Source organism: Cellulophaga sp. RHA_52 (genome assembly GCF_007827205.1).
In the GTDB taxonomy this organism is placed as follows: Bacteria; Bacteroidota; Bacteroidia; order Flavobacteriales; family Flavobacteriaceae; genus Cellulophaga; species Cellulophaga lytica.
Window position 1 is genome coordinate 1641416 of the sequence record NZ_VIRZ01000001.1, and the last position, 24047, is coordinate 1665462.

Sequence of the window (24047 nt, forward strand, 5' to 3'; positions counted from 1 at the left end):
AATACATTATTTGTATGGTTAGTAAAAGCCAAATAAAATTTATAAAAAATCTACAGCAAAAAAAGTACCGAACTGAAAATAAGTTGTTTGTAGTAGAAGGTATAAAAACGGTAAAGGAGTTGGTAAATGCCAAGGTAAAGCCTTATGCAATTTATACAACAAGCAATGCCGTTTTAGAAGATAATGCTTTTAAGTGTGAGTTAATTTCTGAAACAGATTTAAAAAAGATTAGTGCCTTAAAAACACCTAATAACATCTTAGCTGTTTTTTATCAGCCAAAAACTAAAGAAATAATAGAAGACAATTGGCTTGTTGCGGTTGATGATGTGCGTGACCCTGGTAATTTAGGTACTATAATAAGGTTGTGTGACTGGTTTGGTGTTGCAAATTTATTTTGCTCTAAGCAAACCGTAGATTGCTACAACCCTAAAACCATACAGGCAACAATGGGCTCATTAGCAAGGGTCAATATAGTTTACGGAGATTTAGAAGCTTTTTTAAAGCAAACAAATTTACCTGTTTATGGTGCCTTTATGGATGGTAAAAATGTTTATAAGGAAGATTTTACAGCACAAAGTGGTGTTTTAGTAATGGGAAATGAGGCAAACGGTGTATCTAAAACGATAGAAGAATTAATTACTAAAAAAATAAGTATTCCTCAATTTGGTAATAAAACAACAGAAAGTTTAAATGTAGCTACAGCAACTGCAATTTTGCTAAATGAAATAAGACGAGGATAAAAACTATTCAAACGTAAAGTTTATAAAAATACCTCTGGTTTTCATAGAATTAATATTACCTGTCCAAGGGCTATTAGGGTCAGCATCTGGTACTAACTCATTATTAATAGCAAAAACTCCTCTAATAGATGGTGAAAATTTAAAGTATTCTAAGTAAAAATCTATACCAAAACCCATTTCGTAGTAGTAGGTGTTCTTTTTCATTCTAAATGTAGCACTACTATTATCTTCTACGCTGTCTTCATTAGCGCTTAAGTTCATAGATGTAGATGCGCCTCCAATAATATAAGGTTTCCAGTTTCCAATTCTTCTTGTGCTTACTTTAAGTAAAAGCGGAAAATTAATGTAGGTACTTTTTATTTCTCTAATAGCATCATTAGCATCTGTAAAACCCCTAAACCCTAATGTTCTTTTTGTGTAGTGCAATCCAGGTTCAAAACGTAAATCTAAAAATTCGTTTAAGCGCAGTTCACCAATTAAACCCACATTAAACCCAAGAGATTTATCAACCAAAACATCACCTAGGTCATCTTTGTAATCAAACTTAAAATCATATTGGTTAAAACCTAAAAAATACCCCCAGTTTAAAGGACGTAAATCTTCCGATTCTAAATTTATAATAGGATCTTCATTAAACTGAGCATTTGCAGTGTTGCCAGCAATAAAAAGGCACAAAAAAAGAAACAGAATTTTTTTCATTAGATTTTCATATCTTATTTAGATGCAACGTAAATGGATGCAACTCCAAAAGTTTGCGGCTTATTCTCTATAGATATAAACCCATTTTTTTGTAAAATATTGTTGAACTCTTCTCCATGAGGAAAAATAGATGCAGATTCAGACAAATAAGAGTATGCAGTACGGTCTTTAGAAAATAGTTTTCCTATAGTAGGTAGTATGTATTTGGTGTAAAATTTATAGCCTTGTTTAAAAGGAGTTTTTGTAGGTACAGAAGTTTCTAAAACTACAAAAGTTCCTTTGGGTTTTAATACTCGTAAAATTTCTGTTAACCCTTTGTCTAAGTTTTCAAAATTACGCACACCAAAAGCAACAGTAATAGCATCAAAAGTGTTGTCACTAAAAGGTAAGTTTTCACTATCACCAATAATCATATCTATGGTGTTACTTAAATTTTTTGCAGCTACTTTTTGTTTGCCTACTTCTAACATTCCTGGAGAAATGTCTAAGCCAGTAATTTTAGTAGCACCTGTTTTTGTTAAGTTAATAGCAAGGTCACCTGTACCAGTAGCAATATCTAAAATGGTTTCTGGCTTTTTACTTTTTATAAGATTTACAACTCTTTTACGCCATTTAACATCTATGCCAAAAGAAATTACTCTGTTTAAGCCATCATAATTCTTAGAAATGGTATCAAACATTTGTGTAACCTGTTCTTTTTTTCCAAGTTTAGAATCTTTATAGGGAGTAACTTTTTCTGCCATTATTATTTTTTTTGCAAAGATAGTACAATGGTTACATTTTATGCATTTTAGAGTCTTAAAAGAGCTAAAACCTGCCATTATGTAATATATGTAGGTATTATACGTTTTAAAAATTAGGGATTTAAACGTGCAAGTTAACTGGTTAGCAACGAAATATATAAGGTGTAAAAAGTATACTGTAAGTTGTTTTTTGTTTTTACGTCTATATACCAGCCAATTGCATAAAATTGAGTAATTTTGCCCTCCAAAGTTTACTAGGGTAGGTTTTGGCTTAGTTAAAAATATTTATGAAAATAATAATAGCAGGAGCAGGAGAGGTTGGTTTTCATTTGGCAAAATTATTGTCTTTTGAGTCGCAAGACATTACCTTAATAGATACCTATAAAGAAAGTTTAGCTTACGCAGATAGTCATTTAGACATTCGTGTTTTAAAAGGCGATGCTACATCTATTGCAGTTTTAAAAGATGCTCAGGTTGAAAAATCTGACCTTGTAATAGGTGTTACGTCATCAGAAACTACAAACCTAACACTATGTATTATGGCTAAGCAATTGGGCTGTAAGCGTACAATTGCCCGTATATCCAATACAGAATTTATAAGGAATAAAGAGGCTCTTAATTTTGAAAAATTAGGAGTAGACGAATTAATTTCTCCAGAAGAATTAGCTGCCACAGAAATACAGTTGTTACTAAACCAATCTGCTTTTAATGAGAGTTATGAGTTTGAGGATGGAGCACTAATTATGATTGGAGTTTGCTTGCCAAAATCTGCACCTTTTGTAGGTAAAATGGTAAAAGAAGCAGCGCGCATTTTTCCTGAATTAAATTTTATGCCAATAGCTATACAGCGTGTAGGAACGCAGTATACTATTATCCCTAGAGGTGATACTGAGTTTATGAAAGGAGATCAGGTATATTTTATTACTTCTAAAGAAGGATTAGATGATCTTTTAAAATTAACAGGTAAAGAAAAAAGACAAATTAAAAATGTAATGATTCACGGAGGTAGTAAGTTAGGTTATAAAACTGCTCGTGATTTATGCGGAAAAAGATTTAATGTTAAATTAATAGAAAAAGACAAGGAAAGAGCAATGCAACTTGCCGATGATTTACCAAATGCCTTAGTAATTAATGCAGATGGTAGAATTGTTGAGGTTTTAGAGGAAGAAAATTTAGATGCTATGGATGCATTTATATCAGTAACATCTAACTCAGAAACCAATATTATGTCTTGTTTGGTAGCTAAGTCTAGAAACATAAAAAAAACTATAGCATTAGTAGAAAATATGGATTATTTTCAGCTATCGCACACTATTGGCATAGATACGCTAATTAATAAAAAATTATTAGCGGCTAATAATATATTTAAACATATAAGACGTGGAGAAGTTGTAGCAATGACACGTTTAAACAACCTTAATGCAGAAATTTTAGAGTTTGTTGTAAAACCAAATTCTGCTGTTAATGGGCAAATTATTAAGGAGTTAGATTTTCCTAGGTCTGCAACCATTGGTGGTGTTGTAAGAGACGGAGATGGTATTATAGCTCTTGGTGATTTTAAAATTTTAGAAGGAGATAGAGTAGTGGTATGTTGTTTGCCAAGGTCTATTCCTAAAATTGAAAAGCTTTTCTTATAAAATGACGCTTAATTATAAAATTATTGTTCACATAATGGGCTTGTTGCTACTTTGCAACGGCGGATTTATGGGTTTGTCTGCTGGTATTAGCGCAATTTATAAAGATGGTGCTACATTAGAAATTGCTATGGCTGCATTAGTAACATTAGCAGCTGGTGCTATGGCAATGTTAAGTACAAAAGGGCACAAAAAAGAAGTAAAGAGAAAAGAGGGGTATTTAATTGTAACATTTGGGTGGATTGTGATGTCTATTTCTGGAGTGTTACCGTATTTATTTACAGACTCTATACCTAGTTTTACCAATGCTTTTTTTGAAACAGTTTCTGGTTACACAACAACAGGGGCAACTATTTTAAATGATATTGAAATTTTACCAGAAGGTGTTCTTTTCTGGAGAAGTTTAACTCACTGGATTGGTGGTATGGGTATTATTGTTTTAGCTATAGCAATTTTGCCAATTTTAGGTATTGGTGGTATGCAGTTATTTTCTGCAGAATCTCCTGGTCCTAGTGCAGATAAGTTACACCCACGTATTACAGATACCGCAAAGAGATTGTGGTATATTTATGTAGGTTATACTGTAGCAGAAACAATATTATTACAACTGGCAGGAATGTCTTTTTTTGATGCTATAAATCACTCCTTAGCAACATTGTCTACTGGTGGTTTTTCTACTAAAAATGCAAGTTTAGCTTATTGGAATAACGACCCACTAATACAGTATATTGTTATTTTATTTATGTTTTTAGCAGGTAGCAACTTTGTATTAAGTTACTTTGCTTTTAAAGGTAAAATACAAAAAATGCTTAAGGATGAAGAGTTTAAGTTTTATACTGGCTTTGTTGTCTTTTTTACATTAATAGCTGCTGTTACAGTTTATTTAAAAGCAGAAGTGCCTGTGTCTGATTATCATCCTATGGTTTTGGGTGAAGCTGAAAGTGCATTTAGGCATACATTGTTTCAGATAATATCTGTTATTACTACTACTGGTTTTGTAACTGCGGATTTTACTAGTTGGACACCTTTTTTAACGGTTTTCTTTTTTGGACTTATGTTTTTAGGTGGCTGTGCAGGGTCTACAGCTGGTGGTATTAAAGTTATGCGTCACTTGCTAATTATAAAAAATGGATTGTTAGAGTTTAAACGTACACTACATGTAAATGCAATTATACCTGTGCGTTACAACAATAAAATGGTGCCAGAAAAAATTGTATACAACATTATAGCTTTTTTAGTATTGTATATGTTACTTTTTATAATAGGTGCCTTAGTGCTTAGTTTTTTAGGGTTAGATTTTATATCTGCAATAGGTGGTGCAGCTACTTCTTTGGGCAATGTTGGCCCTGGTTTAGGAAGTTTAAATCCGTTAGCTAATTTTGATAGTTTACCTGCTTTAGGAAAATGGTGGACAGCCTTTTTAATGTTAGCTGGTAGATTAGAGTTGTTTACGGTACTTATTATTTTAACTCCGTATTTTTGGAAGAGGATATAAACTTGTCTAGTAAATTATTGGTTTTGGTTTGTATTTTAGTTTTAAAAAAAGAAGACCATCCTAATAAATAGCCACTTATACCTAATGCTTGTTTAGACCATTTCCATAAGTTAAAGCTATCTGTGTGTTCTATTATTTTTCCGTCTAAGAAAGTAAAATTTGCAGTTATGTTATTTACTACGCTTCTTTTTTTTGGGCCATAGTTGTATACTGCTTTCCAGTGTACACTTCCTGTGTTTTTATTGGTTTTAATAGTGTTAAACGTTATTTGTGTTCCGCCATTACTTTTACTTAATAACATTTGCCACATTGCCTTTGCTCTGTCTCCTTTTAGTGTGCCAAAGGCTGGATCTGTAAATATAATGTTGTCGTGGTAACAACTAAGCATACCATTTACATCTGCATTAGAGAAAGAGGTGTAAAACTTTTTAATAAGCTCTTGGTTGGTCATTTTTGTTTGGTTTAGTAGGTTGTAGTCATATCAGCATCAACACAAATAATATAATCTGCAATGTTTAAATGTTCTTCTTTTAGTTTGGTAAGGTCTTCTTGGTTTACAGTACTTATTGTTGCGTAGTTTAAGGTGTTATTTTCATTCTTTAAATACCACAAAATGCCTTCGTAGTTGTTAGAGTGGTAAGCTCCATTATAGTGTATAAAAGTTGTGTTAGCTTTGTAATTTTTTAGTATAAAATGTGCCATTGTAGCATCTTTTATAGCTTGTGCCATAACAAGTTCTGGTGTGCCATGATCTCCCATCATTTTTAAAATGTTTTTATAGGTAGGCAACTCACTATCAAAAGTAATAGGTAAAGGAGCAATCCATTCTTTTTCTTGTGCACTTAAAGTATCTAGGCTTTTAAAACCTTTTTTGTATACTAAGTTAGCGTACCTTCTAGGTATGTTGGTAGCAATAAAGTGTAGTTTATTTTTTTTAGCATAGTTTACTAGCGGAGCATAATCTGTATTGTAATTAGGCCATAGTCTTGCTACAGTATCTAAAGTCTTTGCGTCAATTACTCCGTTAACATAATTAGTTAGTTGTGTTTGGTTATCGGCTTCTAGCATTTCTGCACCTAGTGTAACTGTTTTGTTCTTGTGTATATCTTTGGTAACCTCTAATTCTAGCCAATGGGCAATAGCATTATTGTGCAACTCTCCAAATAAAATAATATCTTTTTGGTTAAGGTTCTTAATCATTTTTTTATAACTCACTTTTTTACCTTTTGCATTGTAAATTACATATGCAGGTTTTTGGCTGTATATTGATAAGGAGAAAAGTATGGCAATAGTAATCTGAAATATTTTCACAAGTGTAATTTTTTTTAAGTAGGACTAAATTAATGAATATTATTAAGTGTAAAGTGTATTTAAAAAATTGTATAAAGAAAGTTGCATATATTTAGGTAGAGTAATTTTATAATGAAGAATTTATGGGTAAAAAAATATTAAATGTAGCAATATTGATATCTGCTTTTGCAGCTATTTATAGTCAGTATGTTAAAAATCTAGAATTGTACAATTACTTAAAACCTTTAACCACTATTTTAATTATAGCTGTTGTTGTTGTATTTGGAAAAAGAAAGCCTAAAAAATATTTTATAACTGTATTAACAGCTTTGTTGTTTTGCTTGTTGGGAGATACATTGCTTTTAAATAATAACTATTTTATTTATGGATTAGCTTCTTTTTTAGTGGCTCATATATTATTTGCGTATAGTTTTATTTCTTTAAACGGAATTAATTTAAACATACGGCCACTTGTTGTTTTACTTACAACTGGTATTGCTTACTATAGTTTTATTTATAAAGGTTTAGGAGAGTTGGTTATTGTGGTTGGTGTTTATATTCTGTTTATTTTATTTATGTGTTGGCAAGGTATTAATCTCTACATAAAACACAAGGGTGGTGTATTTTTGGCTATAGCAATAGCTGTTAGTTTGTTTTTAATATCAGACGCTATTTTGGCTTACAATAAATTTGTACAAGCTTTCAATTACTCAGGAGTGTTAATTTTGCTAACATATTGGCTTGCTATTGGTATTATTGCAAATTCTACTATGTATCTAAAAAACACTAAATAAGTTAGTATGCTAAAAAAGCAAAAGTGCTTAGTATTGTAATGGCAATTGGTATAACAATAACAAAATAAATAAATGTAGCTAATGAGCTTTTTAAAAAGCTAGAAAGCCAACTTTGGTTGTAGAACTTTTTAACAGCAATACATAAATATATAAAAGTTGATAGCACAATTAAAAACTGTAAAAATCCAGAAAACCCAGACCATATATAGTTCATAATTAGTAAAATTATAAAAGTACTAAACAGGAAAGAGAAGTAGTAAAAAGCAAATACCAAGTGGTAAGCAAACGGATTTTTGTTGAAAAATAAAATTTTTAAGATGAAAGCAAATATTGGTAACAGAAAAAATAAAGCAATTGGTATAGTGTCATAAAACGAGTGTAGTATGCTTGCTAAACTACCATTATCTTTATAAAGTTTTAAAACTTGAGTGTATGCTTTTTTAGTAAAATAACCAGCATCTTCTTTTCTGCCCATTTCTTTAGTTATTAAAGAGTCTGGAGCGTTAATAGCTATTAAAGAGTCTACTTTAGATTCGTTAAAACCAAAAGTCATGAAGTCATCACCCTTATAATTTTGTCCTTTAATAATAGAGTCTAACTTGGCTAATTCCTCATCTTTTAAACCTGTTTTATCTTGACTTTGCTTTAGTTTTTTTATAACAGTGGCGGCAGCTAAAGAATCGGTAGTATTGTACTCTTTTATAGAATCTATAGTTTGCTTAAGTGTTTTCTCTGATTTTACACTTTCTCTAATTTGGCGCTCTTGTTTACTTACTTTAAATGAAAATAAAAAGAAGAACACAATTGAAGAAAATAAGTAGAGTTGTGCGGGATGTAAATATAACAGGCGCTTGCCCTCTATAAATTTAGATGGTAAGTAGCCAGGTTTTAAAAGCAATGGAAAAAAACTTTTAAAAAAACGAGCATCTACAGAAAAGTAATTTTTAATTGTATTGCTAAATAATACGCCAACCGTAAGTTTATCGTTAACTTTTTGTCCACAATGTGGGCAATATTCAAAATTAGCGTCAAATTTATTTTCGCAGTTTTTGCAGTTGATATCTTGGTTGGGCATTTACATTGGTTTTATGGCTAAGGTAATTATTTTATGTAAAAAAATAACTCTTTTTAGAACTAGAGCATCGGGAAAATTTTTGTGTATTTATTATGAGGCTCTTTAGTTACAGATATTTTTTTATTGGTAAAAGGGTGTGTAAAATCTAAAGAGTATGCGTGTAAATAAAGTCCTTTTCCTTTAATAATTTTTCCAGGAATACCATATTTTGCATCTCCTAAAATAGGGTTGTTAATTGAAGATAAGTGTACTCTTAATTGGTGTTTTCTGCCGGTTTTAGGTTCTAGTTTAACAAGGTTTAGATAGTTAAATTTGTTAGAGGTAACTGTTTTTAATACGTTATAAGTTGTAAAAGCCTCTTTGTTATCTACATTGGTATTAATAGTTCCTTTTTTTATCATTTCACCAATGGTAACTGCTAAATAGGTTTTTTGTATTTTTTTGTTTTCAAACAGTTTGTTTAATGCTAGTATACTTGCAGAGGTTTTACCAATAATAAGGAGTCCGGTTGTGGGAAAATCTAGCCTATGTACAGGTCTAGGTTTGGTAGCATCTGGTAAACTACTTTTAGTAATATTTTGTTCTAGTGCGTTATCTATGGTTTTAAAGGTATTACCACTAACTAAAATTCCTGGTGGCTTATTAATAATAGCAAGGTAATTGTCTTGGAATACAACTTCTAAATTTAAATTTAATCTCTTTTTTGTGTTGTTTTCTTCAGGTTTGTTAAAGGTTATTTTTTCAGACCCATAAATAAATGTTCCAGTAGATGCTTTTTTTTCATCAATATAAATTAACCCCTTTTTTATTGCTTTTTTTAAAGCAGATTTTGTGCTTATACCTGTAAAAATACCAGTTCCATAGTCTTGAAACCTAATAGGTTCTTTTTGTGTAACCGCTATGTGTGTTTCTATTGTAATAATTATTTTTTAAAGTAAAAGTATAAAAAAAGGTCTTATAGCAAATGCTAATAAGACCCTTTTGTAGTTTTTAAGTATATAATTATAAAACAGCTTTAATTCTGCTTATAGCTTCTTTTAATTCTTTTTCTGATGCAGCATAAGAAATACGGATACAGTTAGGATTGCCAAAAGCTTCACCTGTTACTGTAGCAACATTTGCATTTTCTAATAAGTACATAGATAAGTCTGACGCGTTGTTAATAGTAGTACCGTTTAAAGTTTTACCAAAAAACGCAGAGATGTCTGGAAAAACATAAAAAGCGCCTTCAGGTACATTTAAGTTAAACCCTTCTATTTGTCCTAATAGCTCTAAAACAAGATCTCTTCTTTTATGAAACTCATCTATCATAAACTGTATTTTGCTTACGGGAGCTTCAAGTGCAGCAATTGTAGCGCGTTGTGCAATAGCATTAGCACCACTTGTGTTTTGTCCTTGAAATTTAGTACACGCTTTAGCAATAAATTCTGGAGCACCAATAAAACCAATACGCCATCCTGTCATTGCAAATGCTTTGGATACACCGTTTACTGTTATGGTACGCTCATACATACCATCTATACCGGCAATACTAACGTGTCCTCCTCTAAAGTTTATGTGCTCATAAATTTCATCAGAAACCACATAAATATTAGGGTGCTTTTTTAATACTTCTGCTAAGCCTTCTAATTCTTCTTTGCTGTATACAGATCCGCTTGGGTTACAAGGAGAGCTAAACCACATCATTTTAGTGTTAGGGGTAATAGCTGCTTCTAGCTGAGCAGGGGTCATTTTAAAATCTGTATCTATACTAGTAGCTACTTCTACAGGAGTTCCTTCTGCAAGTTTAACAATATCACTATAGCTAACCCAGTAAGGAGCAGGTAAAATTACTTCGTCTCCTTTGTTAAGCATACACATTGCTATGTTTGCTAAAGATTGTTTAGCACCTGTACTAACCACAATTTGGTTAAGTCCGTATGTTAAATTGTTATCTCTTTTAAACTTATTTGCAATAGCTTGTTTTAAATCTGCATAACCATCTACAGGAGAATAACTACTGTAGTTATCATCAATAGCTTGTTTAGCTGCGTCTTTAATAAAATCTGGAATATTAAAATCTGGTTCTCCTAAGCTTAAACCAATAATATCTTTACCAGCGTTGCGTAATTCTCTTGCTTTTGCTGCCATTGCTAAAGTGGCAGAGGTAGACATGTTTGTAATTCTGTTAGATAAGTGATTGCTCATACTTTTTTGTTTTTACTAGTACTGTAAAGCAGGTTTTTTTCCTAGCTCCTTTAAATGTTTAAAGTGCGAAATTATAGCTTTTCTAGTAGTTTTGTATTCATTATATGGCAAATTAAATTCATTTGCCGTTTGTTTCACAATTTTAGAGATATTTGTGTAATGAATGTGACTAATATTTGGAAAAATATGATGTTCAACCTGATGATTTAATCCACCTGTAAACCAATTTACAATCTTATTTTTAGTCCCAAAATTTACAGTAGTAAATAATTGATGTATTGCCCAAGTGTTTTTCATTGTGCCTGTTTCATCTGGTAATGGTGTTTCTGCATCATCTACCACATGTGCTAATTGAAATACGACACTCAAAATTACACCAGCAACATAATGCATAATAAAGAAACCTAGGAGTACTTGCCACCAAGCTACATTAGCAAAAAGTAGTGGTAAAACAATCCAAATAGTAATGTATAATAATTTTGTAATAACTAAAGTACTCCAGTTGCCAATTTTACTTGGTTTTTTACCGTATGATAAATTACGTTTCATATAACGGTACATTTGCTGAAAATCTGTAGTAATAGCCCAGTTAAATGTTAGTAAGCCATATAAAAAAACCGAGTAAAAATGCTGAAATTTATGATGCTTGCGCCATTCTGCGTGTTTAGAAAAGCGTAAAATTCTACCAGCTTCTAAATCCTCATCATGTTCATGAATGTTAGTGTAAGTATGGTGCAGTACATTGTGTTGTACTTGCCAGTTGTATACGTTACCAGCTAGTATGTAAATACTACCACCCATTATTTTGTTAACCCATTTATTGTTAGAGTATGCGCCGTGGTTACCATCGTGCATAACATTCATACCAACACCAGCCATACCAACACCCATAATAATGGTAAGTAGTAAGTTAGCCCAAATTGGTAAGCCAAGGGTTAATATTAAAAAGTAAGGCGCTAAAAATAGCGTAAACATTATAACTGTTTTAACGTGTAGTTTCCAGTTACCTGTTTTTTTTATGTTGTTTTCTTTAAAATAAGTATTAACACGTTTGTTCAAAGTCTTAAAAAACTGAGCTGAGTCTTTACGTGAAAATCTAATTGATTTATTTTCCATATTTTTTAAATTCTTAATTCTGATTTCCTCTATAGTTACTTTTTTGAGGATTATGTTTTATATGTAGATGTTTTATATTATTCTGATATTTATGATCTATAAATTTTTAATAGTCACAAAAACTAAGTAAAGATAATGCAAAAGTACTTTTTATAATATGATAATTATCTTAAAATAAGAAATTTTTATGATTATGGAAATGCTTACTTTTGCCAAAACTTTGATAAAATATATGAAAGCAGATATTATTTTTAAGTATTTTCCAGACTTAACAGAAGAGCAAAAGCAACATTTTATACAGCTTGAAGCATTGTATGCAGATTGGAACCAAAAAATTAATGTGGTTTCTAGGAAAGATATAGATGAAATATATCTACGTCATGTATTGCACTCTACTGGCATTGCTAAATTTCAGCAGTTTTTACCAGGAACAACTGTTCTAGATGTTGGTACTGGTGGTGGTTTTCCTGGCATACCTTTGGCAATTCTTTTTCCTGAAACCCAATTTACTTTAGTTGATGCAATTGGCAAAAAAATAAAAGTAGTACAACACGTTGTAGACGGTTTAGGATTAACTAATGTTACCGCTAAACATATGAGGGTAGAGGACTTAGATACTAAGTTTGATTTTATAGTTAGTAGAGCGGTAGCCGCTATGCCCACATTTGTTCGTTGGATTAAAGGGCGTATTAAAAAAGAATCTTTGCATGAACGCCGTAATGGTATTTTGTACCTTAAAGGTGGCGATTTATCTGAAGAATTAAAAGATTATAAAACTACAGAGATATACAACCTTTCAGATCATTTTTCTGAAGACTTTTTTGAAACTAAAAAAGTGGTTTATTTACCTTTAAAGTACAAAGGGTAATTTAAATACTAAGCATTCTGTTAAAAGAATACTTGCAATTTTTAGCATAACTCTTCATATAGCTGTATATGTTGGTTATGCTAATTTTTTTTCTCTTTTTTTCTGTGTGTGTAACGCTCTCTTTCATGGTCTTTCTGTTTAATTATACAAATTTACAATAAGTAAACTATATGTTTACATTAGCTTAACGTTAAATTTACATTAAAATTGTTTAAAAAGCAATTTTATGCCGCAAGAGCTTGATTTTTAAGCATAAAAAAGCCAAAACAACAGATAATTACCTGCTTGTTTTGGCTTTAAATTTATATTTAAAAAAGGTTTATCCTAAAAATGGATATCTATAATCTGTTGGTGTAACAAATGTTTCTTTAATTAGTCTTGGAGAAACCCAACGTAGTAAGTTTTGTGCAGAGCCAGCTTTGTCGTTGGTTCCTGATGCTCTTGCACCACCAAATGGTTGTTGGCCAACTACAGCTCCTGTTGGTTTATCGTTAATGTAAAAGTTACCAGCACAGTTTTGTAATGCTTTTGTAGCTTCTTCTATAGCGTAACGGTCTGTAGATAATACAGCACCTGTTAATGCATACTCAGATGTACCATCAACTAACTTAAGTGTTTCTTTCCAATCTTTATCATCATACACGTAAATAGTTACAACAGGACCAAAAAGTTCAGTTTCCATTGTAGTATATTTAGGGTCTGTAGTTACAATTACAGTAGGTTCTATAAAGTAACCTTTAGATTTATCATAATTACCACCAGCTACAATTTCTGCATTATCATCAGCCTTAGCACCATCTATGTATTTGGCAAGTTTATCAAAAGAACCTTCATGAATAACAGCTGTAACAAAGTTGCTCATATCTTCAGGTGAACCTGGCTTGTTAATAGAGTCTAGGTCTCTTTTTACTAAATCTAATACTTCATCAGCAGTAGATTTAGGTAAGTAAACTCTAGATGCAGCACTACATTTTTGCCCTTGAAATTCAAAAGCGCCACGTACAATTGCAGTAGCTACTTGTGCAGGATTAGCAGTTTTATGAGCTAAAATAAAATCTTTACCTCCTGTTTCGCCAACTATTCTAGGGTAGGTTTTGTAATTGTGTATGTTGTTACCAATTTGCTTCCAAAGTTCTTTAAAAACATAAGTAGAACCTGTAAAGTGTAAACCAGAAAAATCTGGACTAGCTAATGCAGTTTCTGTAACCATAACTGGGTCTCCGTAAACAACATTAATAACGCCATCTGGTACACCAGCTTCTTTAAAAATATCTACAATTACTTTTGCAGAAAATATTTGACTATCACTTGGTTTCCATAAAACAACATTACCCATCATAGCGGCACTAGCAGGTAGGTTACCGGCAATTGCAGTAAAGTTAAATGGGGTAATTGCATAAACAAAGCCTTCTAAAGGTCGGTATTCTACACGGTTCCAAATACCCTCTGCAGAATCTGGCTGCTCTGCATATATTTGAGACATGTACTCTACGTTAAAACGTAAAAAGTCTATAAGTTCACAAGCAGCATCTATTTCTGCTTGGTGTATAGTTTTAGATTGTGCCATCATTGTGGCAGCGTTTATTTTAGCTCTGTAAGGACCAGCAATTAATTCTGCTGCCTTTAAAAAAATAGCAGCACGTTGTTCCCAAGCAAGGTTTGCCCAAGCTTCTCTAGATTCTAAAGCATTTTCTATAGCTTTAGTTACGTGTTCTTTTTCTGCTAAATGGTATTGACCTACAACATGTTTGTGATCATGCGGAGGAGACATTGGTTTTGTGTTACCAGTTTTTATCTCTTCTGCTCCAATATATAAAGGAACATCTACATTACCGTTGTAATAAGCTTTGTATTGCTCTAATACAGCTTGGCGCTCTGGTGTTCCCGGAGCATAGCTTTTTATTGGTTCGTTAAAAGCGGTTGGAACTTCAAAAAATCCTTTACCCATTGTGCTACGTTTTATAAATTAAATAATTGTAACAAATGTAGTAAAATCCTATTCGTTATTAAAACAATTAGAAAGTAAGAAATAGGTATTTTTTAATTTAAAGCAAAAGGTGCGCTAAATTTAAAACTAGGAATGTAAACTCTAAATTTTTTACCATCTGTAAAGCTTATCATATTGTAGTGTCCGCGCATTGCGCCAATAGGAGATGTTAATAGGCAGCCAGAGTTGTATGTATGAGATTGCCCTGGGTTTAAAACTGGTTTTTTGCCAACTACGCCTTCTCCATCCATAATTTCTAAGTCATTTAAAGAGTCGTAAATTTCCCAGTGTCTAGAGGTTAGTTGTACAGAGTCTTTGCTTAGGTTTTCTATAGTTACAGTGTAGCCAAATGCGTAGTGCATTTTGTAGTTTTTAAAAAATGTACCTTCAAAATTGGTGCTTACTGATATTTTTATGCCTTTAGTAACTTGTGTAGTCATACGTTTTAACTTTAAAAAATATAATACTCAATCTGTGTATTATGTCTAAAAAAAGAATACTTTATTACGTTGTAATACTTCTTCTTATTTTAAAGTAGAAATGTGTAACTTGCTATGAGTGTGACACATTCGCTACATACAAATATAAAAAGTAAAATTTAAAGTACCTTACTCAGCTTTCATATATTCGCTGAATGAACTTTTTTTCGGCAAACAGGCAATTACACCTGTTCATTGAGCCGGAGTTGGTTTTTTGTTAGTTGGTAATGTTTCTAGAGTTGCCACTTCCAACTCCAATAACGCTATCATATTGGTCGCCAAAATTTCTGTAATAAACCAATACTAAATAATTGTTTTCTGTAAAATGAAAATTGCCTCCAATTGCATTTTGCTTTAGTTCTCCTTTATCGGTCTTAATAACATATTTATAATTGTAAAAACCTTGCTTAAGTGTAATTTTAGCTTCTAAATAACCGGTTTTTTCATTGTAAGTCATTTTATTCTCATCTGTAATAGCGTAATTGTTAAACTTGCCAAATACATAAACATCATTTAATCCTATAATGTCAGTGTAAGGTAATTTAAAATGTACGTTGGTGTACTCTGCTTCTCTAGAGGCATCTTCACCTTGTTGCGTTGTAATTACAAAGTCGCCATTAATATCTGGGTAATAGGTATAAGGCTCGTTGGCTCTAATTAGATCTGCATACATATAGTGGTTGTACAATTCTTTCATCTCTACACGTGCAATTGCAGTGCTAGTTGCGCGTAAATCTTTTGTGGTAAAATTTAAAAACTCATTACCGCCAAAAAAACTACTTTCTTTGTCGTATTTGTATAACAACTCCTTACCAATTGTATATTGTGGTTTTAAATTGGTAATTGCAGTAGGCCAGTAGTAGTTTTTTAAAATTGTAACTTTAACCTCTTTTTTTGGGTTGATAAGTTGAAAATTACCTGCGTTTATGGCAATTTGTATGGCTTGCTTTTGGTTTAGAAACTCAAAGTCTCTTGTTCTTTTTGGACTAACGCCTACTGCTACAGCATCCTTGTAAATTATAAAGCGTCTAGAAAATTGAAGCTCATTATAGCTGTTGTATATTTCTAACATATAATTGCCACTTACCTTTAAACTAATGCTGCTATTGGGTATTTGTAAGCGGTAATTAGAGTAAGCTTGTAGTGTGTTGTAACTATTTTCGTAATTTGTGATTCTAAGATTGTCAAAGCCACTTAAATACTGAGATTTGGACAGTGTAGACGGAGACCAATCATAATTATAGTATGATATTTTGTAGTAGTAATCTTCTTCAGAGGCAGTTAAGTCATCAAACTCTAAATAAATTTTATCTCCCAATTGTGCAATAGGAAATTGATCTTCTGTAGGTCCTTTAAATACAATAGATTTTATATGGTTAGGAGCATCTTTTTCTACAGCGTTTTGTGCGTAAGTAGAGAAACTAACTAAAATTATAAAAAGTAAAAAAGAGTAGTGTTTCATTTATATAATAATTGTATCACAAAGATAAGCAAAAGTTATGCCTAAAAATTACGTGGATAAAAAGTGTTAAAATTTTATTTAGAATTAATATAAATAAAAACATCTTAGCTGATTTAACAAGGAAGTTTGCGCTTAAAACTTTAAATTTGCACGAAATTTTGTTAACCTAAGGTCTGCAATAATATGTCTAAAGACATTCGAATAAAAAAAGGCTTAAATATAAACCTAGTCGGTGCCGCTGAGCAAACTACTTCTAAAGCGGTTTTAAGCAATGTTTATGCAATAAATCTTAATGATTTTCACGGGATAATGCCAAAAATGTTGGTAAAAGAAGGGGCAACTGTAAAAGCAGGTGAACCTATTTTTTACAACAAAGATGTAGAAGAAATGAAGTTTGTTTCTCCTGTGTCTGGTGAGCTTGTTGAAATTGTAAGAGGTGCAAGGAGAAAAATATTAACGCTGAAAATACGCGCTAATAAAAGTGGTGAAGTAGTAGAACACAGTACGCTAAACTTGGCAAGCGCATCTGCAGAAGACGTAAAGTCGCAGTTGCTAATGTCTGGTTGTTGGCCTTTTGTAAAACAAAGACCGTATGATGTTGTTGCAAACCCTAATGTGGCTCCAAAGGCTATATTTATTTCTGGGTATACAACAGCCCCATTAGCAGCCAATTTAGATTACGTGTTACAAGGCAAAGAAAAAGAGTTGCAAGCGGCTGTTACAGCATTAGCAACTTTAACATCTGGCCAAGTGCACATTTCTGTGGGTAGTAGCAACTCTCCATTGTCTGGTTTGTCTGGTGTAACAGAACATAAAGTAGCTGGTCCGCATCCAGCAGGTTTAGTGGGTACACAAATAAACAAGATAGATCCTATTAACAAAGGAGAAGTAGTTTGGACAGTTAATGCACAAGACCTAGTTATAATAGGTGAGTTGTTGTTAACAGGTAAATTTAACCCTCAAAGAACTATTGCATTAGCAGGTTCTGCAGTTAAATCTCCAAAATATTACACAACTACTATTGGATCAGAAATTTCTACATTTTTATATGGTAGCGGAGTTTCTATAGAGAACTTTAGAGTAATTAATGGTGATGTGTTAACAGGTTCTAAAACTAGCCCAGAAGGGTATTTAGGGTTTTATAATAACACAGTAACTGTTATTCCTGAAGGAGATGATTACGAGTTGTTTGGTTGGAATAAGCCAGTTTTTAACAAAATATCGTCTACTAGAGCAATGACTTTCTCTTGGTTAAACCCTAAGAAAAAATACGATTTAAATACCAATACTAACGGAGAACATAGAGCATTTGTGGTAACTGGTGCTTATGAAAAAGTTTTTCCATTAGATATTTATCCAATGCAACTGCTAAAAGCTTGTATGATAAAGGATTTAGATGAAATGGAACAACTTGGATTGTATGAGGTTGCACCTGAAGATTTTGCTTTAACAGAGTTTATCTGTATATCTAAACAACCGCATCAGCAAATAATTAGAGAAGGGTTGGACTTATTACAAAAAGAAATAGGATAAAAGATGGGTCTTAAAAATAAATTACACAATTTAAAGGAAAAGTATAAAGGCAAAAAAATGGCGCCTGCATTTAATGCAATCCATACGTTTTTGTACTTGCCTAATGAAACTACGCACTCTGGGTCTCACGTAAGAGCAGCAGATGATTTAAAGCGTACAATGAATACGGTAATAATGGCGTTAATTCCGGTTTTAATTTTCGGGATGTTTAATGCGGGTTACCAACATTATTCTGCAATTAATGGTTTCCCTGCAGATTTTTCATTACTAAATGATTTTATAACATGGGATAACTTTTTAGTAGGTTTAACAACGGTATTACCATTGGTAATAGTATCTTATGTAATTGGTTTAGCAGTAGAGTTTGTTTTTGCTGTTATTAAAGGACATGAGGTAGAAGAAGGTTACTTGGTAACTGGTATGTTAGTACCATTAATTGTACCAATAGATACACCATTATGGATGCTAGCTATAGCAGTTATTTTTGGTGTTGTAATAGGGAAAGAAGTTTTTGGTGGTACAGGTATGAATATCTTAAACCCAGCATTAACAATTAGAGCATTTTTATTCTTTGCTTATCCAACTTGGATGAGTGGTGATAAAGTATGGGTACACGAGGCTGTAGAAAGAGCTGGTACTGCAGATGCTATTTCTGGTGAAACTATCTTAGGACAGTTAGCTCAAAATACAGATGCATCATACTCAATTTCAGATATGTTCTTTGGTTTTATACCAGGTTCTGTTGGTGAAACGTCTACGTTTTTAATTCTATTAGGTGGTTTATTTTTAATCTTTACAAAAATAGCTAGCTGGAGAATTATGTTAAGTGCTGTAATAGGTGCTTTAACAATGGGCTTAATCTTTAACGGGGTTGTTAGTGCAGATTGGATTAGTGAAGGAAGTAAGTTTTACGGATTAATGAGCTTTGAGTTCTGGCAACATTTACTTGTTGGAGGTTTAGCTTTTGGTATTGTATATATGGCTACAGATCCTGTAACTGGTTCACAAACTAATAAAGGAAAATGGTATTACGGTTTCTTTATTGGGTTTATCTCTGTTTTAATTAGAGTGTTTAACCCTGCTTATCCAGAAGGCGTATTCTTAGCAATATTATTAATGAACGTTTTTGCTCCAACTATAGATCATTATGTAGTGCAAAGTAATGTAAAAAAACGTTTAAAAAGATCAAATAAAGCTACAGCTTAATTAGCGTTAAAAGAATAGATATGGCAATTAATACAGATAAAAATAGTTACACCGTCATTTTTGCAGCCATTATGGTTGTAGTTGTGGGTTCTATCTTAGCATTTACTGCATCTAGTTTAAGTGGTAAAATTAAGATGAATGAAAAGTTTGAGAAGCAACAAAACATCCTTTATGCAATGGGTGTTAATGATAATGTAGACGAAGGGAGTATAAATTTTATACCTACAGATAAAGTAGAAGCTGAGTTTAAAAAATATATTAAAGAGCAAATAGTTATTGAAAATGGTAAAATTACGCCAAATGACGAAGCTTATTTAATAGATTTAAAAAAGCAAGAAACAGCAGCTAAAAATGGCGAAGTTAGAAAATTACCATTATTTATTGGTGAAAAAGATGGTGTAAAATCTTACATCATACCAATGAGAGGTAAAGGTCTTTGGGATGCTATTTGGGGCTTTGTTGCAGTAGGCGAAGATTTAAAAGTGCAAGGTGTGTTTTTTGATCATAAAGGAGAAACACCTGGTCTAGGAGCAAACATAAAGCAACGTTATTTTATGGATGATTTTAAAGGAGAATCTATTTTAAACAACGGAGCATTTGTTGGAATTAGTGTTGCTAAAGGTAACAATGACCCAATAAACGAAAGAAAAGATGATAATAAAGTAGATGCTTTAGCAGGTGCAACCATTACAGGTAATGGTGTAACAGCTATGATAAAAGAAAGCGTTAAACTTTATCAAGATTATTTAGAAACTATAGCTAAAAAATAAGAAATGGGATTACTTTCTAAAAAAGATGCAAATCTAATATTAGATCCATTAGCAGATAACAACCCAATTACTATACAGGTATTAGGTATATGTTCTGCATTGGCAATTACAGCAGAGTTAAAAGCGTCAATAGTAATGGCGGTTTCAGTAATGTTTGTATTAGGAATAGGTAACGTTGTTATCTCTTTAATGAGAAACATTATACCTTCTAAAATTAGAATTATTGTGCAATTGGTAGTAGTAGCTGCCTTAGTTATTATAGTAGATCAAGTGCTTAAAGCATTTGCATATGAACTTAGTAAAACCCTTTCTGTATTTGTTGGGTTAATTATAACAAACTGTATTATTATGGGACGTTTTGAGGCCTTTGCATTAGCAAACGGACCTTGGAGATCTTTCCTAGATGGTATTGGAAACTCATTTGGTTATGGTTTAATATTAATTATTGTTGGTTTCTTTAGAGAACTTTTAGGTTCTGGTACTTTATTAGGGTTTAAAGTATTAGGAGATCCTATTGAGAAAACAGGATTGTATGCCATAGGATATGAAAACAACGGATTTATGTTATTGTCTCCAATGGCATTAATAGTAGTTGGTATCATTATTTGGGTGCAACGTTCAAGAAATAAAGCATTAATAGAAGAAAACTAGAACTAGTTATATAAAAAATACAATGTTATGTTAGAACATGTAGAATTATTTTTTAAATCCATATTTATAGATAATATGGTATTTGCTACCTTTTTAGGAATGTGTTCCTATTTGGCAGTATCTAAAAAAGTATCCACAGCCGTAGGTCTTGGTGCTGCAGTAATATTTGTACTTGCAGTAACTGTACCTATGAACTGGTTGTTAGATCAGTACTTGTTAAGAGATGGTGCTTTAGCTTGGTTAGGGCCAGATTATGCAGATTATAACTTAAGCTTTTTATCATTTATATTATTTATTGCAACTATTGCAACAATGGTACAATTGGTAGAGATAGTAGTAGAAAAGTTTTCGCCATCATTATATAACTCTCTGGGTATATTTTTACCTTTAATTGCTGTAAACTGTGCCATTTTAGGTGGTTCTTTATTTATGCAATCTAGAGATATACAAACGTTAGGTTTGGCTTTTAACTACGGTATAAGTTCTGGTATTGGTTGGTTTTTAGCAATTTTAGCTATTGCTGCAATTCGCGAAAAAATTAGATACTCTAACGTTCCTGCTCCTTTAAGAGGTTTAGGTATTACGTTTATAATCACAGGTCTTATGGCTATTGGTTTTATGAGCTTTGGTGGTATGTTAACTGGTGGTGATGATGCTCCTAAAAAAGAAGCAAAAGAAACTGCACAGAAGGCACAAGACAAGGAAGTTAAAAATGAAATTGATGAAAATTCAGTTTCTTACAATAACGCTTTAAATAAATAAGAATGATTTTAGCTACAAGCACAATAGGTACAATTGTAATTACGGTAATTGCTTTTATGGCGTTATTGTTATTATTAGTTGCTCTTTTACTTTTTACAAAAGAAAAATTATCTCCTTCTGGTCCTGTTACTATAACCATTAATGGAGAAAAGAAGGTTGAAGTAGGCTCTGGTAGTTCTTTGCTTACAACATTAGGTAACCAAAAAATATTTTTACCATCTGCATGTGGTGGTGGTGGTACTTGTATACAGTGTGAGTGTCACGTTTTATCTGGTGGTGGAGATGCTCTACCAACAGAAACACCTCACTTCTCTAAAAAAGAATTAAACCACGGTGCGCGTTTAGCTTGCCAGGTTAAAGTAAAGCAGGATATGGAAATTACCATTCCTGAAGAAGTATTTGGTATTAAAAAATGGGATGCTACAGTTGTACGTAACTACAATGTTGCATCATTTATTAAAGAATTTGTAGTTGAAATTCCAGAAGATATGGGCTACAAAGCTGGTGGATATATTCAGATAGAAATTCCTGAATGTGAAATTAAGTATTCTGATATAGATATTACGGCTCACCCTGAAGAGCATGAAACTCCAGATAAGTTTCAGGCAGAATGGGATAAATTTAATTTATGGCCTTTAGTAATGAAAAACGAAGAAACTGTAGAAAGAGCTTACTCAATGGCTTCTTTCCCTGCAGAAGGTCGTGAAATTATGTTAAACGTACGTATTGCTACTCCGCCTTGGGATAGAGCTAAAAACGGATGGATGGATGTTAACCCAGGTGTAGCTTCATCTTACATATTTGCACAAAAACCAGGAGATAAAGTTGTTATTTCTGGACCTTACGGTGAGTTCTTTATTAATGAGTCTGAATCTGAAATGCTTTATGTTGGTGGTGGAGCAGGTATGGCGCCAATGCGTTCTCACTTATACCACTTATTTAAAACATTAAAAACAGGAAGAAAAGTTACTTACTGGTATGGTGGACGTTCTAAGAGAGAGTTATTTTACTTGGATCATTTCTACGAGTTAGAAAAAGAATTCCCTAACTTTAAGTTTTACTTAGCACTTTCTGAGCCTTTACCAGAAGATAACTGGAAAGTAAAAGAAAATATAGATGCACCTGGTGATGGTTTTGTAGGATTTATTCATAATTGTGTAATAGATAATTATTTAAGTCATCATGAGTCTCCAGAAGATATTGAATTGTATTTCTGTGGACCTCCTTTAATGAACAAAGCTGTTCAGAAAATGGGTGAAGATTTTGGTATTCCAGATGAGCACATCAGATTTGATGACTTTGGAGGATAAGTCTAAAAAAATATAAGTTTAAAAGCCGGTACATTTGTACTGGCTTTTTTTATGCACTGTTTTTAATGTGACTTCTATTTAAATATGCATTTTTAATTAAAGTCTTGCTTTTCACCGTTCGTTTCTTGGTTATTACCGTTCATCATAAAACTATTTTTTTTACTGTATTACTGTTCTACTTTTACATTGTAATTAAAATTTAGTAATCAATTAAATCATCAATCATGAAAAAATCAATCATCGCATGTAGTCTTTTATTAAGTGTAGTAGCAACTTCTGTAGCATCAGAGAAAAAGCCATTACCTGTAAAAAAAATTAATGTAACAACAATTAAAAATGTTTCGCCTTTAAGTATTGCAGTAGCAAAAGGAGACTATGGTACAACGGCAAGTTTTTTGGCGTATGGAGCAGATAGTAATGAAAAATCTGTTAGTACAGGTATGACACCTTTAATGTATGCAGCAAGGTATAACAATGTTAAATTGTTAAAACTGTTAATTAGTAATGGAGCAGATACTACATTAAAATCTAAAATTGGCTATACGGCACTTGGCTATGCAAAATTATCTAAAGCCTTAGAAGCAGTGGCCTTTTTGCAATCAATTTAAGCAATGCTAACAACTTGTTTTTAGAACGTTAACAAGCTTTTAACTAACTCCTAATCAGTGTTAAATAAAAGTTATAATGAAAAATTTCTGAAACAAAATAAATTTTTCATCGTCTATATAAGTGTAGTGTCAAAACAACATTATTAAAATCAAAAAAAAACAATCATCACATCAAAAAACAATTATCATGAAAAAATCAATTATCGCTTTCGGAATCGTATTTAGTTTAGTAGCAACAAGTTTATCAGCTAGTAATGGTCCGGATAAACCAGTATTAAAGAAAAATTTAAAAATTGAAAAAACAACTATTAAGGATTTATCTCCTTTAAGCATAGCTGTTGTTAAGGGTAATTTTGATACCACTAAAAAATTCTTAGAATTTGGATCAGATATTAATCAAAAATCAGGTACAATGGGTATGACTCCATTAATGTACGCTGCAAGATATAATAAAGTAGAGCTTATGAAGCTTTTAGTAGCAAATGGTGCAAATGTTAAGGCAAAATCTAAAATTGGTGTTACGGCATTAAAATATGCTAAAGCTGCCAATGCACATGCTGCTGTAAAATATTTAAAAAGCTTATAGAGCTTAAGATTTCTTATTTAATTTAGTTAGAAAGAGATTGCTTCTTTATTGG

At 32.1% G+C, this 24047-nt stretch carries 24 protein-coding genes; 13 read left to right on the forward strand and 11 right to left on the reverse strand.

Annotated features, from left to right (window positions below):
• The first annotated feature begins 14 nt into the window (after positions 1-14).
• Positions 15-740, forward strand: coding sequence for an RNA methyltransferase (locus JM80_RS07220; protein ID WP_075694410.1), 726 nt, complete (start codon positions 15-17; stop codon positions 738-740).
• 3 nt (positions 741-743) lie between these two features.
• Here JM80_RS07220 and JM80_RS07225 read toward each other — a convergent pair whose 3' ends face one another.
• Positions 744-1439 carry a porin family protein gene (locus tag JM80_RS07225; RefSeq protein ID WP_013620230.1) on the reverse strand — a complete coding sequence of 232 codons (696 nt, stop codon included), beginning with the start codon at positions 1437-1439 and terminating at the stop codon, positions 744-746.
• Between the two features lie 14 nt (positions 1440-1453).
• Complete coding sequence (gene ubiE, locus JM80_RS07230; protein WP_034646799.1) at positions 1454-2182, reverse strand: bifunctional demethylmenaquinone methyltransferase/2-methoxy-6-polyprenyl-1,4-benzoquinol methylase UbiE; 729 nt, start codon at positions 2180-2182, stop codon at positions 1454-1456.
• Positions 2183-2469: 287 nt separating this feature from the next.
• Between ubiE and trkA the strand changes: the two genes are divergently transcribed.
• Both trkA and JM80_RS07240 read left to right on the forward strand, forming a co-directional pair.
• Positions 2470-3819, forward strand: a complete 1350-nt coding sequence (trkA, locus tag JM80_RS07235) for a Trk system potassium transporter TrkA (protein WP_013620228.1) — start codon at positions 2470-2472, stop codon at positions 3817-3819.
• 1 nt (position 3820) lies between these two features.
• Positions 3821-5311 (forward strand): TrkH family potassium uptake protein, encoded by a 1491-nt coding sequence (locus JM80_RS07240; RefSeq protein WP_013620227.1) that lies wholly within the window; start codon positions 3821-3823, stop codon positions 5309-5311.
• Here the strand turns inward: JM80_RS07240 and JM80_RS07245 are convergent.
• Both JM80_RS07245 and JM80_RS07250 read right to left on the reverse strand, forming a co-directional pair.
• Positions 5277-5762, reverse strand: a complete 486-nt coding sequence (locus JM80_RS07245) for a nuclear transport factor 2 family protein (RefSeq protein WP_034646773.1) — start codon at positions 5760-5762, stop codon at positions 5277-5279. The genes JM80_RS07240 and JM80_RS07245 overlap by 35 nt on opposite strands.
• A gap of 11 nt (positions 5763-5773) precedes the next feature.
• Positions 5774-6622, reverse strand: a complete 849-nt coding sequence (locus JM80_RS07250) for a ChaN family lipoprotein (RefSeq protein WP_013620225.1) — start codon at positions 6620-6622, stop codon at positions 5774-5776.
• A gap of 122 nt (positions 6623-6744) precedes the next feature.
• On the opposite strand from JM80_RS07250, the gene JM80_RS07255 reads away from it, so the two are divergent.
• A complete protein-coding gene (locus JM80_RS07255; RefSeq protein WP_144709597.1) occupies positions 6745-7395 on the forward strand; it encodes a lysoplasmalogenase in 651 nt (216 codons plus the stop codon).
• A 1-nt stretch (position 7396) separates the two neighbouring features.
• Here JM80_RS07255 and JM80_RS07260 read toward each other — a convergent pair whose 3' ends face one another.
• From JM80_RS07260 to JM80_RS07275, 4 genes are all read right to left on the reverse strand, one after another.
• The gene (locus JM80_RS07260; protein ID WP_144709598.1) at positions 7397-8470 is read right to left on the reverse strand and encodes a DUF3667 domain-containing protein; all 1074 of its coding nucleotides are present in this window, start codon (positions 8468-8470) and stop codon (positions 7397-7399) included.
• 59 nt (positions 8471-8529) lie between these two features.
• A complete protein-coding gene (locus tag JM80_RS07265) occupies positions 8530-9396 on the reverse strand; it encodes an RluA family pseudouridine synthase (RefSeq protein ID WP_370511835.1) in 867 nt (288 codons plus the stop codon).
• Positions 9397-9472: 76 nt separating this feature from the next.
• Complete coding sequence (locus JM80_RS07270; protein WP_013620221.1) at positions 9473-10657, reverse strand: pyridoxal phosphate-dependent aminotransferase; 1185 nt, start codon at positions 10655-10657, stop codon at positions 9473-9475.
• Between the two features lie 15 nt (positions 10658-10672).
• Entirely contained in the window at positions 10673-11773 is a 1101-nt protein-coding gene (locus JM80_RS07275; RefSeq protein WP_034646777.1) for an acyl-CoA desaturase, read from the reverse strand.
• A 232-nt stretch (positions 11774-12005) separates the two neighbouring features.
• On the opposite strand from JM80_RS07275, the gene rsmG reads away from it, so the two are divergent.
• Positions 12006-12641: a 16S rRNA (guanine(527)-N(7))-methyltransferase RsmG gene (gene rsmG, locus JM80_RS07280; protein ID WP_034646800.1), complete on the forward strand. Its 636-nt coding sequence runs from the start codon at positions 12006-12008 to the stop codon at positions 12639-12641.
• A gap of 319 nt (positions 12642-12960) precedes the next feature.
• Here rsmG and pruA read toward each other — a convergent pair whose 3' ends face one another.
• From pruA to JM80_RS07295, 3 genes are all read right to left on the reverse strand, one after another.
• Positions 12961-14589 (reverse strand): L-glutamate gamma-semialdehyde dehydrogenase, encoded by a 1629-nt coding sequence (pruA, locus tag JM80_RS07285; protein WP_034646778.1) that lies wholly within the window; start codon positions 14587-14589, stop codon positions 12961-12963.
• A gap of 92 nt (positions 14590-14681) precedes the next feature.
• Positions 14682-15068, reverse strand: a complete 387-nt coding sequence (gene apaG, locus JM80_RS07290; protein ID WP_013620217.1) for a Co2+/Mg2+ efflux protein ApaG — start codon at positions 15066-15068, stop codon at positions 14682-14684.
• Between the two features lie 256 nt (positions 15069-15324).
• Entirely contained in the window at positions 15325-16569 is a 1245-nt protein-coding gene (locus JM80_RS07295) for a type IX secretion system plug protein domain-containing protein (RefSeq protein ID WP_034646779.1), read from the reverse strand.
• Positions 16570-16752: 183 nt separating this feature from the next.
• On the opposite strand from JM80_RS07295, the gene JM80_RS07300 reads away from it, so the two are divergent.
• From JM80_RS07300 to JM80_RS07335, 8 genes are all read left to right on the forward strand, one after another.
• Positions 16753-18102, forward strand: a complete 1350-nt coding sequence (locus tag JM80_RS07300) for a Na(+)-translocating NADH-quinone reductase subunit A (RefSeq protein WP_013620215.1) — start codon at positions 16753-16755, stop codon at positions 18100-18102.
• A gap of 3 nt (positions 18103-18105) precedes the next feature.
• Positions 18106-19308 (forward strand): NADH:ubiquinone reductase (Na(+)-transporting) subunit B, encoded by a 1203-nt coding sequence (locus JM80_RS07305; protein WP_144709600.1) that lies wholly within the window; start codon positions 18106-18108, stop codon positions 19306-19308.
• Positions 19309-19328: 20 nt separating this feature from the next.
• Entirely contained in the window at positions 19329-20078 is a 750-nt protein-coding gene (locus tag JM80_RS07310) for a Na(+)-translocating NADH-quinone reductase subunit C (protein ID WP_013620213.1), read from the forward strand.
• Between the two features lie 3 nt (positions 20079-20081).
• Positions 20082-20729, forward strand: coding sequence for an NADH:ubiquinone reductase (Na(+)-transporting) subunit D (locus JM80_RS07315; RefSeq protein WP_013620212.1), 648 nt, complete (start codon positions 20082-20084; stop codon positions 20727-20729).
• 27 nt (positions 20730-20756) lie between these two features.
• Positions 20757-21491 (forward strand): NADH:ubiquinone reductase (Na(+)-transporting) subunit E, encoded by a 735-nt coding sequence (nqrE, locus tag JM80_RS07320; protein ID WP_144709601.1) that lies wholly within the window; start codon positions 20757-20759, stop codon positions 21489-21491.
• Between the two features lie 2 nt (positions 21492-21493).
• Positions 21494-22801 (forward strand): NADH:ubiquinone reductase (Na(+)-transporting) subunit F, encoded by a 1308-nt coding sequence (nqrF, locus tag JM80_RS07325; protein ID WP_013620210.1) that lies wholly within the window; start codon positions 21494-21496, stop codon positions 22799-22801.
• A gap of 224 nt (positions 22802-23025) precedes the next feature.
• Positions 23026-23409, forward strand: a complete 384-nt coding sequence (locus JM80_RS07330) for an ankyrin repeat domain-containing protein (protein WP_144709602.1) — start codon at positions 23026-23028, stop codon at positions 23407-23409.
• 187 nt (positions 23410-23596) lie between these two features.
• On the forward strand, positions 23597-23995 hold the full coding sequence (locus JM80_RS07335) for an ankyrin repeat domain-containing protein (protein ID WP_013620208.1): 399 nt from the start codon (positions 23597-23599) through the stop codon (positions 23993-23995).
• The last annotated feature ends 52 nt before the right edge of the window (positions 23996-24047 follow it).